10 protein-coding genes are annotated in these 14,722 nt (G+C 72.2%); 2 read left to right on the forward strand and 8 right to left on the reverse strand.

All coding sequences use genetic code 11. The features are described from left to right. Nucleotides 1-173 precede the first annotated feature (173 nt). Together ACIO9K_RS31475 and cimA are read left to right on the forward strand one after the other, a co-directional pair. Nucleotides 174-1,286, forward strand: coding sequence for a branched-chain amino acid aminotransferase (locus tag ACIO9K_RS31475; protein WP_400334999.1), 1,113 nt, complete (start codon nt 174-176; stop codon nt 1,284-1,286). Between the two features lie 378 nt (nt 1,287-1,664). Then, nucleotides 1,665-3,269: a citramalate synthase gene (gene cimA / locus ACIO9K_RS31480; protein ID WP_363589458.1), complete on the forward strand. Its 1,605-nt coding sequence runs from the start codon at nt 1,665-1,667 to the stop codon at nt 3,267-3,269. 85 nt (nt 3,270-3,354) lie between these two features. Here cimA and ACIO9K_RS31485 read toward each other — a convergent pair whose 3' ends face one another. The 8 genes from ACIO9K_RS31485 to ACIO9K_RS31520 all read right to left on the reverse strand — a co-directional run bounded on the left by ACIO9K_RS31485 (nt 3,355) and on the right by ACIO9K_RS31520 (nt 14,367). Beyond that, nucleotides 3,355-3,939, reverse strand: coding sequence for an ATP/GTP-binding protein (locus ACIO9K_RS31485; RefSeq protein ID WP_371517053.1), 585 nt, complete (start codon nt 3,937-3,939; stop codon nt 3,355-3,357). After that, nucleotides 3,920-4,603 carry a DUF742 domain-containing protein gene (locus tag ACIO9K_RS31490; protein WP_363589768.1) on the reverse strand — a complete coding sequence of 228 codons (684 nt, stop codon included), beginning with the start codon at nt 4,601-4,603 and terminating at the stop codon, nt 3,920-3,922. The genes ACIO9K_RS31485 and ACIO9K_RS31490 overlap by 20 nt, the downstream gene beginning before the upstream one ends. A gap of 161 nt (nt 4,604-4,764) precedes the next feature. Further along, complete coding sequence (locus ACIO9K_RS31495; protein ID WP_030057391.1) at nt 4,765-5,178, reverse strand: roadblock/LC7 domain-containing protein; 414 nt, start codon at nt 5,176-5,178, stop codon at nt 4,765-4,767. A gap of 10 nt (nt 5,179-5,188) precedes the next feature. Continuing rightward, a complete protein-coding gene (locus ACIO9K_RS31500) occupies nt 5,189-8,542 on the reverse strand; it encodes a nitrate- and nitrite sensing domain-containing protein (RefSeq protein ID WP_363626372.1) in 3,354 nt (1,117 codons plus the stop codon). A 393-nt stretch (nt 8,543-8,935) separates the two neighbouring features. Next, nucleotides 8,936-9,520: an ATP/GTP-binding protein gene (locus ACIO9K_RS31505; RefSeq protein WP_371517050.1), complete on the reverse strand. Its 585-nt coding sequence runs from the start codon at nt 9,518-9,520 to the stop codon at nt 8,936-8,938. Next, complete coding sequence (locus ACIO9K_RS31510) at nt 9,501-9,926, reverse strand: DUF742 domain-containing protein (protein WP_063347718.1); 426 nt, start codon at nt 9,924-9,926, stop codon at nt 9,501-9,503. Before ACIO9K_RS31510 ends, ACIO9K_RS31505 begins: the two co-directional genes overlap by 20 nt. Nucleotides 9,927-10,091: 165 nt before the next feature. After that, the gene (locus ACIO9K_RS31515) at nt 10,092-10,505 is read right to left on the reverse strand and encodes a roadblock/LC7 domain-containing protein (RefSeq protein WP_097236138.1); all 414 of its coding nucleotides are present in this window, start codon (nt 10,503-10,505) and stop codon (nt 10,092-10,094) included. Nucleotides 10,506-10,515: 10 nt separating this feature from the next. Then, nucleotides 10,516-14,367, reverse strand: coding sequence for a nitrate- and nitrite sensing domain-containing protein (locus ACIO9K_RS31520; protein WP_400335002.1), 3,852 nt, complete (start codon nt 14,365-14,367; stop codon nt 10,516-10,518). Nucleotides 14,368-14,722: the final 355 nt, after the last annotated feature.

The raw sequence follows: 14,722 nt of genomic DNA on the forward strand, positions 1-14,722 counted from the left end.
CACATAACCGCAGCTTGCAGCTCCCCAAGGAGCGGGCAGCTGTTCGGCACGGCCCTCTGGATGCGAGTATCGACAGTGGGTCGTGCCGTTGTGCGTTCGTTCCGGTGCTGGTTGGCCGCGGCGGGCACCCGGCGGTGGCGGCCCGGACCTACCCCACGGTGAAGGAAACAGCCATGAGCACGCCCACCCAGGCGCCCATCAAGTTCGACCTCAAGCCTTCCGCCCACCCGCTGCCCACCGCGGAGCGCGAGGCCCGGCTGACCAACCCCGGCTTCGGCCGGGTCTTCACCGACCACATGGTCACCATCCGCTGGACCGAGGGCGTGGGCTGGCACGACGCCCAGCTGGCGCCGTACGCGCCGCTGGAGGTCGACCCGGCGAACATGACCCTGCACTACGGCCAGTCGATCTTCGAGGGCCTCAAGGCCTACCGCCAGGCCGACGGCTCCATCGCGAGCTTCCGCCCGGAGGCCAACGCGGCCCGCTTCCAGGCCTCGGCCCGCCGGCTGGCGATGCCGGAGCTGCCGGTGGAGACCTTCGTCGAGGCCGTCGAGCTGCTGGTCCAGCAGGACCAGGCGTGGGTGCCGAACGAGCCCGAGCAGAGCCTGTACCTGCGTCCGTTCATGTTCGCCACCGAGGTCGGTCTGGGTGTCCGCCCGGCCAACTCCTACCTGTTCATGATCATCGCCTCGCCGGCCGGCGCCTACTTCCCGGGCGGCGTCAAGCCGGTCTCGGTGTGGCTGTCCAAGGAGTACGTCCGGGCCGCGCCCGGCGGCACCGGCGCCGCCAAGTGCGCCGGCAACTACGCCGCTTCGCTGATCGCCCAGGCCCAGGCCGCCGAGAAGGGCTGCGACCAGGTCGTCTGGCTCGACGCCGCCGAGCACCGGTGGATCGAGGAGATGGGCGGCATGAACCTGTACTTCGTCTTCGGCGAGGGCAAGGACGCGAAGATCGTCACCCCCGAGCTGTCCGGCGCCCTGCTGCCCGGCATCACCCGCGACTCGCTGCTCCAGCTCGCCACCGACCTCGGCTACGCCGTCGAGGAGCGGAGGATCTCCACCGACGAGTGGCAGCAGGCCAACGCGGACGGCACCCTCACCGAGGTGTTCGCCTGCGGCACCGCCGCCGTCATCACCCCGGTCGGCTCGGTGAAGTCGGCCGCCGCCGACTGGACGGTCGGCACCGGCGAGCCCGGCCCGACCACCATGGAGCTGCGCCGGGCCCTCCTGGCCATCCAGGGCGGCCAGACCCCCGACACCCACGGCTGGCTGCACAAGATCGTCTGAGGCGGCACCCGCTCCGGCCCGCCCGTTTCGCATCGCGAGACGGGCGGGCCGGATGCCGGGACGTGTGCCAGACTGCGAACGTGTCCTCGCTGTCGCTGATTATTAACAGCAGGCGCGCCGGTCCGCAGTGACCGCTCCCGCAGGACCCGATGCGGAGCGACCACCAGCGTCCAGACCCGCGCGCAGACCTCTCGCACCCGCGAGGGGTTTTTTCGTTTTTCGGGCATCGCCCCGATCAACACAGCCTCCGGACCGGCCGGGAGCCCCCACAAGGGGCTCGGGGACACCGGAGCCGCGCGCGGGATGCTGGACAGTGGAGCCGGGACTCGCAATCCGGCAGAGCAGTACGAAACCTCCCCGAACGGAGAACCAGGGGTCATGACCGAGGTCAGCCGTACCGACGACAGTTTCCACGTGTTCGACACCACCCTGCGCGACGGCGCGCAGCGGGAGGGCATCAACCTGACGGTGGCGGACAAGCTGGCCATCGCGCGGTACCTGGACGAGTTCGGGGTGGGCTTCATCGAGGGCGGCTGGCCGGGGGCCAACCCGCGCGACACCGAGTTCTTCGCCCGGGCCGCCGCCGAACTGGACCTCCGGCACGCCCGGCTGGTCGCCTTCGGCGCCACCCGCCGGGCCGGCGGCAAGGCCGCGGAGGACCCGCAGCTGGCCGCGCTGGTCGCCTCGGGCGCCCCGGTCGTCACCCTCGTCGCCAAGGCGCACGACCGGCACGTGGAGCTGGCGCTGCGCACCACCCTGGACGAGAACCTGGAGATGGTCCGGGACAGCGTCGAGTTCCTGCGCGCGCAGGGGCGGCGGGTGTTCATCGACTGCGAGCACTTCTTCGACGGCTACCGGGCGAACCGCGAGTACGCGCTGGCCGTGGTCCGCACCGCGCACCAGGCAGGGGCGGACGTGGTGGTGCTGTGCGACACCAACGGCGGGATGCTGCCGGCCGGCGTGCGGGAGACCGTCGCCGACGTCCTCGCCGTCACCGGCGCCCGGTTGGGCATCCACGCCCAGGACGACACCGGCTGCGCGGTGGCCAACACGCTGGCCGCGGTGGACGCCGGCGCCACCCACGTCCAGTGCACCGCCAACGGCTACGGCGAGCGGGTCGGCAACGCCAACCTGTTCCCGGTGGTCGGCGCGCTGGAGATCAAGTACGACCGGCGGGTGCTCCCCGAGGGCCGGCTCGCCGAGATGACCAGGCTGTCGCACGCGATCGCCGAGGTGGTCAACCTGACCCCCTCCACCCACCAGCCGTACGTCGGCTACTCGGCCTTCGCGCACAAGGCGGGCCTGCACGCCTCCGCGATCAAGGTCGACCCGGACCTGTACCAGCACATCGACCCGGAGCGGGTCGGCAACACCATGCGGATGCTGGTCTCCGACATGGCGGGCCGCGCCTCGGTCGAGCTCAAGGGCAAGGAGCTCGGCTACGACCTGTCCACCGACCGGGACCTGGCCGGCCGGGTGGTGGCCAAGGTGAAGGAGCAGGAGAACCTCGGCTACACCTACGAGTCCGCCGACGCCTCCTTCGAGCTGCTGCTGCGCGACGAGGTGCGCGGCGGCCGGGACCGCTTCTACACCCTGGAGTCCTGGCGGACCATCAGCGAGCAGGGACCGAACGGGTTCACCGGCAACGAGGCGACGGTGAAGCTGTGGGCGAAGGGGGAGCGCCGGATCGCCACCGGCGAGGGCAACGGCCCGGTGAACGCGCTGGACCAGGCGCTGCGCACCGCGCTGGAGGGGATCTACCCGCCGCTGGCCCGGTTCGAGCTGGTGGACTACAAGGTCCGCATCCTGGAGGGCCAGCACGGCACCGGCTCCAAGACCCGGGTGCTGATCGAGTCCACCGACGGCACGTCCACCTGGTCGACCGTCGGGGTGGCCGACAACGTGGTGGCCGCCTCCTGGCTGGCGCTGGAGGACGCCTACACCTACGGGCTGATCCGGGCCGGCCTGGAGCCCACCGAGTAGCTCACCGGGCAGCCCGCCGGGCGACCCGCCGCGGCCGCGGCCCACGGACCTCCGAACGAAGGTCCGTGGGCCGCGGCCGTGTCCGTCATCGGAGTCGGGCGAGGAGGGCGTGCTCGACGAGGGTGATGAGGGCGCTCTTGGCGCTGTCGCGGCGGCGGGCGTCGAGCGTGATGACGGGGGTCTCGGCGCTGAGCTGGAGCGCTTCGCGGACCTCGTCGGCGGTGTGGGGCTGGTGTCCGTCGAAGCCGTTGAGGGCGACGACGAAGGGGAGTCCGCTGTTCTCGAAGTAGTCGAGGGCGGGGAAGCAGTCGGCGAGGCGGCGGGTGTCGACGAGGACGACGGCGCCGATGGCGCCGCGGACGAGGTCGTCCCACATGAACCAGAAGCGGTCCTGTCCGGGGGTGCCGAAGAGGTAGAGGATGAGGTCTTCGTCGAGGGTGATGCGGCCGAAGTCCATGGCGACGGTGGTGGTGGTCTTGCCGGAGACGTGGCTGAGGTCGTCGATGCCGGCGGAGGCCGAGGTCATGACGGCTTCGGTGCGCAGGGGGTTGATCTCGGAGACGGCGCCGACGAGCGTGGTCTTGCCGACGCCGAAGCCGCCCGCGACGACGATCTTCGCGGAGGTGGTGGCGCGGGTGGGGGCGGCCGCGTTAGAGCTTGCGAAGTCCACTGAGGACCCTTTCGAGCAGCGTGACGTCGGGCTGGTTTCCGGATTCGCCGCCGGAAGCGGGCTGGTGGATGGCGACGAGGCCGGCCTCGGCCAGGTCGGCCACGAGGATGCGGGCCACTCCCAGGGGAAGGGAGAGCAGCGCCGACACCTCCGCGACGGATTTGACCTCCCTGCACAGGGTGCAGATCCGCTGGTGCTCGGGGAGCAGGGTGGCCAGGCGCTGCGGGTCGACGTCGGCGGAGACGAGGGCCTCCAGCGCGAGCTCGTAGCGCGGCCGGGTGCGTCCACCGGTCATCGCGAACGGCCGGATCAGCGGGCCGGAGTCGGGCTCGTCCTCGAACTCCTCGACGTGCCCGGGCTCGTGGGCCGGCCGGTAGTCGGGGGCGGGCGCCGGGTAGCCGGGCGGCGGCGTGTCGAAGGCGGGCTGCGGCTGTCGGTACCGGCCGGACCTGCCCTGCTGGTCGTACTGCTCCTGCTGCGGCTGCCCGTACGGGTGCTGGGGCTGCCCGTACTGGTGCTGGCCGTACTGCTGTCCGTGCTGCTGGCCGTGCTGAGGCTGGCCGTACTGCTGACCGTGGCCGACGCCGGGTGCTCCGAAGGCGTCATGGCCTGTGCCAGGGTACGGAACGCCGTACTGGCCGCTGCGGTCGTCGGGCGGTGTCACGGTTCCTCTCCTCACAAGGTGCGGCGGTGCGGTGCGAGCTTCGGCGCAGGTCCGGAGCCGGTGGTGCGAAGGCCGTACAACGTCCGAACCCGAGCCCGCCGAAGCGGGCCCGGGAAGGACGCGGAGGTACTTCGAATACCTGGACGGTATCCGACGGACCGTCAGTGCAGGAGACTGCCCTGGAGTTCCGCGCGGAGTGCGGGGGTGAGGACGGCGCCGGCGCGGTCGACGAGGAGGGCCATCTCGTAGCCGACGAGGCCGATGTCGGAGTCGGGGGAGGCGAGTACGGCGAGGGCGGAGCCGTCGCTGACGGCCATGAGGAAGAGGAAGCCTCGTTCCATCTCGACGACGGTCTGGTTGACCTCGCCTCCTTCGAAGATCCGGCTGGCGCCGGAGGTGAGGGAGGTGAGGCCGGAGGCGACGGCTGCGAGCTGGTCGGCGCGGTCGCGGGGGAAGCCCTCGGACATGCACAGCAGGAGGCCGTCGGCGGAGACCACCACGGTGTGGGACACCCCGGGGGTGTTGTCCACGAAATTGGTGATCAGCCAGTTCAGGTTCTGTGCGGCCTGGCTCATCTGAGTCAACTCAACGCTCCTGGTGGTTCGAGCCGCCGAAGAGATCGGTGCTTCGGTTCTGTCCGTTGCCGGACGGGTCTACCTGATCGGGGTCGATCCGGAAGCTTCCGGTGTTACCGGCACTGCGGCCCTGCTCCACGCCGCGGCGCAGGTTGGTGAGCCGGCCGCGGACCTCCTCGGGGCTGCGGGAGACCTGCGGCCCTTCCTGCGGAGTGGGCTTGGCGTTCCCGGCCACCAGGTTCTGCTTGGGCACGCGCCGCGGCAGGCCTGCCCCGGTGGTGCCGCCGGAGGCGGGCTCGCGGGTCTGCTCGGCCTGCTGCCAGGCGCCGTCGTTGGGCGACTGCCAGGGCGAGTTGGTCGGGCCGGTCGGGCCGTAGCCGCCCAGCGCCGACACGTCGTGGCCGCGCGGCTCGTCGACCGCCGAGGTGTCCTTGGCGCCGGCGAACCAGTTCGGGGTCTCGCCGCCGGATCCGCCGTCCGCCGGAGCGGTCGGGGCGCCGAAGCCGCCACCCGCCAGCTGCTGGCCGGGGCGGCGCTGCGGCAGCCCGGACGGCAGGGTGGCGGTGGGTTCGGCGGCGGGCAGCGCGGGCGGCTCCGGGGCGTAAGGGTGGCCGGCCGGGGCCTCCTCGGCCTGCTGGCCGTACTGGTCGGCGTAGCCGTCCTGGTAGCCCTGGTAACCGTCGCCCTGGTAGTCCTGGTGGCCGTACCGGTCGTCGGCGTAGCCGGACTGGTCGTAGCCCTGCTGCGGGTACTGGCCGTACTGGTCCTGGCCGTACTCGTCCTGCTGGTAGCCGTCCTGCTGGTAGCCGTACTGGTCGTCGGCGTAGCCGGACTGCTGCTCGTAGCCCTGGGGGGCGTACTGGTCGTAGCCCTGCTGGTAGTCCTCCTCGACCTCGGCGTCCAGCACCGGCGGCTCGCCGTCGTGCGGGCCGCTCTCCAGGGCCGCGCGGCGGACCTGGTCGAGGCGCTGCGAGCGCTGGACGGACTCCAGGGCCGGGCTGAAGCCGCTGGATCCGGCGTTGCCGGCGCCGGTGAGGTGGTCGTCGAAGCCCAGCTCGGCGGCGCTGCGCGGCTGGCCGTCGGGCGCCCACTGGGAGGTCGGCTCCTGCTCGGCGAAGATCCGGGAGACGGTGAACTGCTCCTCGGGCTCCGGCGCGGCGCCCGACCGGGTGATGAACGGCGGGATCATGACCAGCGAGGTGGTGCCGGCGGACTCGCCGGAGGGGCGGAGCTGGACGCGGACGTCGTGCCGCTGGGACAGCCGGCCGACCACGAACAGGCCCATGCGGCGGGAGATGGTGGCGTCGACGGTGGGCGGCTCGGCCAGCTTCTCGTTGATCTCGGCGAAGTCGTCGGCGGTGAGGCCGATGCCCTTGTCGTGGATCTCGACCAGCACCCGGCCGTCCGGCAGGCGGGTCGCGTTGACCAGGACCCGGGTCTGCGGGCTGGAGAACGAGGTGGCGTTCTCCAGCAGCTCGGCGAGCAGGTGGACGAGGTCGGTCACGGCGGCGCCGACGACCTCGACCTCCGGGATGCCGGACAGCTCGACGCGCTCGTACTGCTCCACCTCGGAGGAGGCGGCGCGGAGCACGTCGACCAGCGGGACCGGGGTGTTCCAGCGGCGGCCGGCCTCCTCGCCCGCGAGGACGAGCAGGTTCTCACCGTTGCGGCGCATACGGGTGGCGAGGTGGTCCAGCTTGAAGAGGTTCTCCAGCTGGTCCGGGTCGGCCTCGTTGTTCTCCAGGTCGGTGATCAGCGCCAGCTGGCGCTGGATCAGGCCCTGGCTGCGGCGCGACAGGTTGGTGAAGATCGCGTTGACGTTCCCTCGCAGCAGGGCCTGCTCGGCGGCGAGCGCCACGGCCTGCTGGTGGACCTGGTCGAACGCCCGGGCGACCTCGCCGATCTCGTCCTTGCCGTGCAGCGGGATCGGGGTGACGGAGGTGTCGACCCGGTCGGGGTCGGTCTTGGAGAGCTTCTCGACCAGGTCCGGCAGGCGGTGGTCGGCGATCTCCAGGGCGGCGCTGCGCAGGGTGCGCATGCCGAGGATCATCGAGCGGGCGACGTAGCCGGTGAGCAGACCGGCCAGGATGAGCGCCGCGACGACGATGATCGTGTTGAGGATGGCGTCGTAGAGCGCGTTGTCCTTGAGGCCGCGGGAGTCCGTGAGGACGTCGTCCAGCAGCTGGACCTCGGTGTCACGCAGGGCCTGGATGTGGGTGTTGGCGGCCTGGTTCCAGTTCTCCGGGGTGAGACCGGAGTCCTTGGCCTCCTTGTAGGCCTGGTCGGCGGCGGCCTTGCCCTTGCTCTGGCCCTCGGCGGCGGCCTGGCTGTAGGCGGCGCCGAGGGAGAGCAGGGTCTGCATGGAGGGCGCGGTGCCGTTCGGCATCTTGTAGGCCGAGCGCTCCTGCGCGGCGGCCTGGGCGACCTGCGCGTTGGCGTACTTGCGGGCGTCCTCGGGGGCGCTGCCGGTGTTGAACTCGGTCAGCGAGACCTGCTCCAGCCGCTCCGCCACCAGGATCTGCTGGATCACGTCGGCGTTCTCGAACCGGGTGGTGGCGTTCTGGGAGATGCCGACCAGCAGGTGCAGCATGAGCGCGCGCTGGGTCGAGGCGGAGGCCTTGGCGAGGGACATCGCGTAGATCGCGCGGCCCTTGCTGGCGGCGTTGCTGGAGCCGAGGCCGACCGAGTTGTCGTAGGACAGCAGCGGGGCGAACATCACCGAGTAGGCGTTGACGGTGGCGCCGGCGAACAGCTCGGATCCGTACGCGGTGGCCCGCAGGTGCGGCAGGTCGACCACCAGGGCCTGGAAGCCCTCGTGGCGGCGCGGCAGTTCGCCGGACTTGTCGGAGGCCGCGTAGGCCGCCTCGTACGCCTTCAGGGCGGCGTCCGTGTTGGCGCGGATCTTGGCGACCTTGCCGTCCGGGTCCTGCTTGGTGAGCAGGGGTATCAGCGTGGTGTCGCGCTCGATCTCCAGCGCTTCGGCGAGCTCGGTGGCCGCCTTGGCGAGTTCGGCGGTCTTCTCGGCGCGGGAGGCCTTGATGTAGCCGTCGACCGAGGTGTTCACGCGGAGGCCGCCGAAGACGAGGCTGATGATCACGGGGATCAGCAGGATCGCGATCAGACGGGTCGGCACGCGCCAGTTGCGCGGGCGGAGGAAGTCGTACCGCTTGGAGGCGTCGCCGTCGGGACCGCCGCTGCGGGGTTCCGTGGACGCGGCCGGGGGCTGCGGGGCCGGGGAGGCCTGGGAGCGCTCCTCGGTGGGGGTGAAAGCGGAGAATCCGGCCGGGTCCGCTGCGGTACCGTTCGGCTCGCTCCGGCGGGGCTCGGAGCGCCGCTGCGGGGCGGGTTGCTGCTTACGCCTCACTCGACAACTACCTCTCGGCCGACTGTCGGCCATGGATCAATCCAGCGCTACCCCCGGGCCCTGGCCCGTCACCGGTGGGCCGGCGCGAGGGTTTCAGGGGTAGCTGGAATTTCAGCACGTGCGGGGATGGGGGACAAACAGCCGCAGGATGGCCCCCGCGTCGGCGCAATAGGGACATTCACCGACATGACGGAGCAAAACCGTGGTCTTCTGGCGCTGAGTGACGCTAGTTCACCACGCAGAGTCACTGTTGATCACAAAATGCCTACCGAACTGTTATCCGCTGCTTATACAGCGGGTCTTGCGCGATGCCCCTGGAGGACATCGGCCGGTAGCGGCTCCGCCCCGGGGCCCGTCACGCCGACGGCCCCCGGGGTCCGGATGTCCGGCCCGTCATCGGAGTCGGGCGAGGAGGGCGTGCTCGACGAGGGTGATGAGGGCGCTCTTGGCGCTGTCGCGGCGGCGGGCGTCGAGCGTGACGACCGGGGTCTCGGCGCTGAGCTGGAGCGCTTCGCGGACCTCGTCGGCGGTGTGGGGCTGGTGTCCGTCGAAGCCGTTGAGGGCGACGACGAAGGGGAGTCCGCTGTTCTCGAAGTAGTCGAGGGCGGGGAAGCAGTCGGCGAGGCGGCGGGTGTCGACGAGGACGACGGCGCCGATGGCGCCGCGGACGAGGTCGTCCCACATGAACCAGAAGCGGTCCTGTCCGGGGGTGCCGAAGAGGTAGAGGATGAGGTCTTCGTCGAGGGTGATGCGGCCGAAGTCCATGGCGACGGTGGTGGTGGTCTTGCCGGAGACGTGGCTGAGGTCGTCGATGCCGGCGGAGGCCGAGGTCATGACGGCTTCGGTGCGCAGGGGGTTGATCTCGGAGACGGCGCCGACGAGCGTGGTCTTGCCGACGCCGAAGCCGCCCGCGACGACGATCTTCGCGGAGGTGGTGGCGCGGGAGGGAGCGGCCGCGTTAGAGCTTGCGAAGTCCACTGAGGACCCTTTCGAGCAGCGTGACATCGGGCGTTCCGCCCGACTCGCCCGCGGCGGCGGGCTGGTGGATGGCGACGAGGCCGGCCTCGGCCAGGTCGGCCACGAGGATGCGGGCCACACCGAGCGGGACGCCGGCCAGTGCGGAGATCTCCGCGATGGACTTGACCTCACGGCAGAGGTTCACGATCCGGGCGTGCTCGGGCAGCAGGCCGCCGGTCCGTTCGGCGTTGCCGGTGGTCGAGATCAGGGCCTCGATGGCGAGCTGGTACCGGGGCCGGGTGCGGCCACCGGTCATCGCGTACGGGCGGACCAGCGGCTGCTGCTCGTAGCCGTCGGACTGCTGCCCGCCGTAGCCGCTGCCGTACCCGTTGCCGTATGAGCCGGCGGGTGTCGAGGGCGGGGTCATGGGTCCTCCTTGTGCTGCAGCCTTGGGCAGCCGGTTCCAGCTGGGGCGGTGCCAGCTGAGGCGGGATCAGCTGCCTGAGGGTAGCTGAGGGTGAGACGCCGGGGCCGGTCGGGTCGGACCCGGCGGGGGAGGTGGGACGGTGGACGGATCCCGCTCGGACTCCGGTCAGTGCAGGAGACTGCCCTGGAGTTCCGCGCGGAGTGCGGGGGTGAGGACGGCGCCGGCGCGGTCGACGAGGAGGGCCATCTCGTAGCCGACGAGGCCGATGTCGGAGTCGGGGGAGGCGAGTACGGCGAGGGCGGAGCCGTCGCTGATGGCCATGAGGAAGAGGAAGCCTCGTTCCATCTCGACGACGGTCTGGTTGACCTCGCCTCCTTCGAAGATCCGGCTGGCGCCGGAGGTGAGGGAGGTGAGGCCGGAGGCGACGGCTGCGAGCTGGTCGGCGCGGTCGCGGGGGAAGCCCTCGGACATGCACAGCAGGAGGCCGTCGGCGGAGACCACCACGGTGTGGGACACCCCGGGGGTGTTGTCCACGAAATTGGTGATCAGCCAGTTCAGGTTCTGTGCGGCCTGGCTCATCTGATTCAACTCAACGCTCCTGGTGATCTGCGCCGTTGCCGTCGGTCCGGCCACCGAAACTATCGAATCCGGGCTGCTGGGCACCATGCTGGGAGCCCGGCTGGTTGGCCTGTTCGGCTCCGGCCCGGCGGCCCTGCTGGATGCCGCGGCGCAGGTTGGTCAGCCGGCCGCGGACCTCTTCGGGGGCCCGGGAGACCTGCGGACCGGTCAGCGGCGAGGCCTCGGCGGTGCCGGAGACCAGGTTGGCCTGCGGGGTCCGCCGGGGGAGACCGGACATCGTGACGCCGCTGGTCGAGGGCTCGCGGACCTGCTCGGCGCGGCGCCAGCGCTCGTCGTTCGCGGACGGGCGCCACGGGGCGTCCCCGGTGCCGGGCTGCGGCTGCTGGCCCTGCTGCGGCTGCTGCTGACCCTGCTGCGGAGCCTGGGGCTGCGGGGCCTGGGGGGCCTGAGCCTGCGCGGCCTGCTGCGGAGCCTGGGGCTGCGGGGCCTGGGCCGGCCGGCCCTGTCGGCCCTGCGGGTCGGACGGCTGGAACTCCGGCGCCGAGGTGCCGGGCCGGCGCGGCTGGTACGTCCGCGGCCGCGCCTCCTGCCCGCCCTCCTGCGGGTACCACGGCTGCTCGGCCGCACCCCCGGACGGGCCGGTCGGCAGCGCCATCGGCTCCGGCCGGGCCTGCTCCTGGCGCACCGGCTCGGGCCGGGCTTGCTCCTGACGGACCGGCTCCGGACGCGCCGGGTTCGGCACGCTCGGCAGCACCGGCTCCACCAGACCGAGGCCCAGCGGGTCACGCGGGTCGATCTGACTGGCCTCGAAGCGCGGCCGGGCGAACTGCTGGGTGCTCTCCACCGGTGCCGGCTCGGCCGACGGCAGCGGCTGGGCCTGCTGCTGCGGCGGCAGTTGCGGCTGGCGGTCGCGCTGCGGCGCGTCCGGGCCGGGGCGCTGCGGACGGCGCTGGCCCTGCGGACCGGGCTGGCCCTGCGGGCCGCCCTGACCGGGGCCGCCCTGGCCCTGCGGGGCCGGCCGGCGCTGCGGCAGGCCCTCCTGCGGGCGGTTGCCCGGGCGGGCGCCGCCCTGCTGCTGCGGAGCGCCGCCCGGCCGGCCCGGCCGACCGTGCTGCGGCTGCTCGCCGGTCCGGGGGCCCGGACCGCCGTCGAACTCGCCACCCGGGCGCGGCCGTTCCTGGCCGGGGCGGCCCTGGGCGGGCTGCTGCTGACCGGGGCGCCCCTGGGCGGGCTGCTGCTGGCCGCGGCGGGGCAGGCCGCCGAGGCCGCCCTGTGCCGGGCCCGGCCGGTTCGGGCCGCGCTGCGGCAGGCCGCCCTGCGGGGACTGCTGGGACTGCTGGGGCTGCTGGGGCTGCTGGGACTGCGGGGTCGGCTTCTGGCCCTGGGGCTGCGGGGCCTGCCGGCCCGGTCCCTGGGGCCCCTGGGGCTGCTGGCCCGGGCCCGGCTGGCCCGGCTGGCCGGGGTTCTCGCGCAGCGACTGGCCGACCTGGCGGGTCGGCAGGCCGCCGGCCCGGCCGCCGGGCGCGGCAGGCGCACCCGGTCCGGTCGGAGCACCCGGAGCACCCGGAGCGTTCGGTCCGGTCGGAGCACCGGGGCCGGTCGGGCCGGTCGGAGCGGTCGGGCCGCCCTGGCCGAGCTGCGGGCGGCCGCCCTGCGGGGCACCGCCGGCCGGGCCCTGGCCGAGCGCGGCCGGGCCGCCCTGGCCGGGCGGCACCTGGCGCTGCTGGCGCGGCGTCGGGGCGACTCCGCGCTGCTGCTTGGCCTGGGCCGGGCCGGGCCGGCCGGCGCCGCGGCGGTCGGCGGAGTTGGTGACGTCCACCGGGAGCATGACCAGCGCGGTGGTGCCGCCGGAGTCGCTGGGGCGCAGCTGGATGCGGATGCCGTGTCGCAGGGACAGGCGGCCGACCACGAAGAGGCCCATGCGGCGGGAGACCGAGACGTCCACCGTCGGCGGGTTGGCGAGGCGCTCGTTGATGTCGGCGAGGTCGTCGGGGCTCAGGCCGATGCCGGTGTCGTGGATCTCGACCAGGACGCGGCCGTCGGGCAGTGCGTGGCCGGTGACCCGGACGCGGGTCTGCGGGCTGGAGAACGAGGTGGCGTTCTCCAGCAGCTCGGCGAGCAGGTGGACGAGGTCGTTGACGACGCGGCCGGCGACCTCGGCCGACGGCACGGCGGCGAGTTCGATGCGCTCGTACTGCTCCACCTCGGAGGCGGCGGCGCGGAGCACGTCGACCAGCGGGACGGGCCTGGTCCAGCGGCGGCCCGGGTCCTCACCGGCGAGGACGAGGAGGTTCTCGCCGTTGCGGCGCATGCGGGTCGCGAGGTGGTCCAGCTTGAAGAGGTTGGCCAGCTGGTCCGGGTCGGCCTCGCGGCTCTCCAGTTCGGAGATGAGCGACAGCTGGCGCTGGATGAGGCCTTGGCTGCGGCGCGAGAGGTTGGTGAACATCGCGTTGATGTTGCCGCGCAGGAGGGCCTGCTCGGCGGCGAGGCGGACGGCCTCGCTGTGCACCATGTCGAAGGCGTGCGCCACGTGGCCGATCTCGTCGGTGGAGTCGACGGCCACCGGTTCGACCGTCGTGTCGACGTCGTGCGGGTCGCTCTCGGAGAGGGTCTTGACCAGCTCGGGCAGGCGGCGCTCGGCGACGTCCTCGGCCGCGGCCTGCAGACGGGTCAGCGAGCGCACCATCGAGCGGGCGATCAGACCGGCGCCACCGAGGGCGACGAGCAGCACCAGGGCGATGGCGGCACCGATGATGATGGCCTCGGTGTCGGCCTGGGACTGGAGGTCCTGGGCCTTGCCGTCGAGGTCCTCGATGAGCTTGGACTCGATCCGGCGCTCGGCGGTGATCTTGGCGCTGGCCTTCTCGTACCAGTCCTTGTAGGTCACCGGGTCGGTCTGGTGGATGCCGCTCGGCTGGAGGATCGAGCGCGCGTACCGGTCGGCGTCGGCGATCACCGAGTTGTAGCTGAGCTGGCCGCGCAGGTTGTCCAGGTCGTGCGCGGTGTAGATGTTGTTGAAGCTGGTGAGCGAGTTGTCGTACGAGGTGCGCAGGCGGATGCCGAAGGACTCGTCGCTGGGGCTGAGGTCGGGGCCCTTGGGGTTGGCGAGTGCGGCGCCGATCAGGGCGCGCTGCTGCGAGGTGGCGTTCTTGGCCAGCGAGAACTGCTGCAGCGAGCGGGTCGCGACGAGCAGGTCCTTGTTGTTCGACGCGAGCGCGATGTCCTGGGTGATGGCCAGCAGGTCGCGGATGATCACGTCGTAGGCGGTGATCGTCGACTGGATGTTCTGGTTGTTCTGGTACGGCGTGTTGCGCGCGTCCGAGATCGAGTTCAGGTCCCTGCGGATCTGGAACAGCAGCGCCTTCCCGCCCGAGAGCTCGAGGTTCTCGAACTTGTCCGAGGACGCGGTGAAGGTGCGGCTCAGGTCGTCGGTGGCCCTGCGGGCGGTGGCGATGTCGTCGTCGAGCGGGTCGTTGGGGCGCGCGGTGATGTAGCCGGCGCTGATGTCGCGCTCGGTCTGCAGGGCGTCCGCGAGGTTGGTCGCCTTCTTGGCCAGGTCGGACAGGTTGGCCATCTGGGAGAGCTGCTGCGAGTTCTGCATCGAGGCCTGGATCCGCAGGCCACCGAGGACCAGGGAGACCAGGACGGGCAGGGCGAGCAGGGCGATCAGTCGGGTCCGGATGCGCCAGTTGCGCATCGCGAGCCGGCTCAGACCGGTGGCCCGACGCCTGGTCAGGGTGGTCCGGAGCTTGTCCCGGGCGGACTTCCGTTCCTGGCCGTCGTCCTCCGGGTGGCCGGGGGCCTCGGGGATCACCGGCTCGGGCGGGCCGCCGGGGGCCGCCGCCTGCTGGGGGGCTGCCACGGGCTCGTGCGACTCCGGGTTACCCGCGGCGCCGCTACCCCTTTTGAAACGTCCCTGCACTGGCGTCGCAACCTCTGGACCGGGCGTCCCGCCGCGTCGCCGCGGACCGGACGGTGTCGAGTTTCCTTCCGCTCCCCGGCTGGTCCGGGTGAGCGCGTCGCCGGGGTGGACTTCTCCCTACCCACGGTCCGTGGCATTCCAGCACAGCCGGGGAATCCCAACAAGGGCCGCCAGGACACGCCGCGCGGCGCTACCGAACGCGTGCGTGACTTCACTGACTGTGCCGTAACAGGACCGGAATACCGCATTTTTCGGACACTCGCCGGATACATGCCAACCCGGCCCGAGATCGAAA

Source organism: Kitasatospora sp. NPDC087271 (assembly GCF_044744605.1).
Lineage (GTDB): Bacteria > Actinomycetota > Actinomycetes > Streptomycetales > Streptomycetaceae > Kitasatospora.

Coding starts and splice junctions, on each gene's coding strand:
- ACIO9K_RS31475 (WP_400334999.1), top strand. CDS start 174: ATGAGCACGCCCACCCAGGCGCCCATCAAGTTCGACCTCAAGCCTTCC.
- cimA (WP_363589458.1), top strand. CDS start 1,665: ATGACCGAGGTCAGCCGTACCGACGACAGTTTCCACGTGTTCGACACC.
- ACIO9K_RS31495 (WP_030057391.1), bottom strand. CDS start 5,178: ATGAGCCAGGCCGCACAGAACCTGAACTGGCTGATCACCAATTTCGTG.
- ACIO9K_RS31510 (WP_063347718.1), bottom strand. CDS start 9,926: ATGACCCCGCCCTCGACACCCGCCGGCTCATACGGCAACGGGTACGGC.
- ACIO9K_RS31515 (WP_097236138.1), bottom strand. CDS start 10,505: ATGAGCCAGGCCGCACAGAACCTGAACTGGCTGATCACCAATTTCGTG.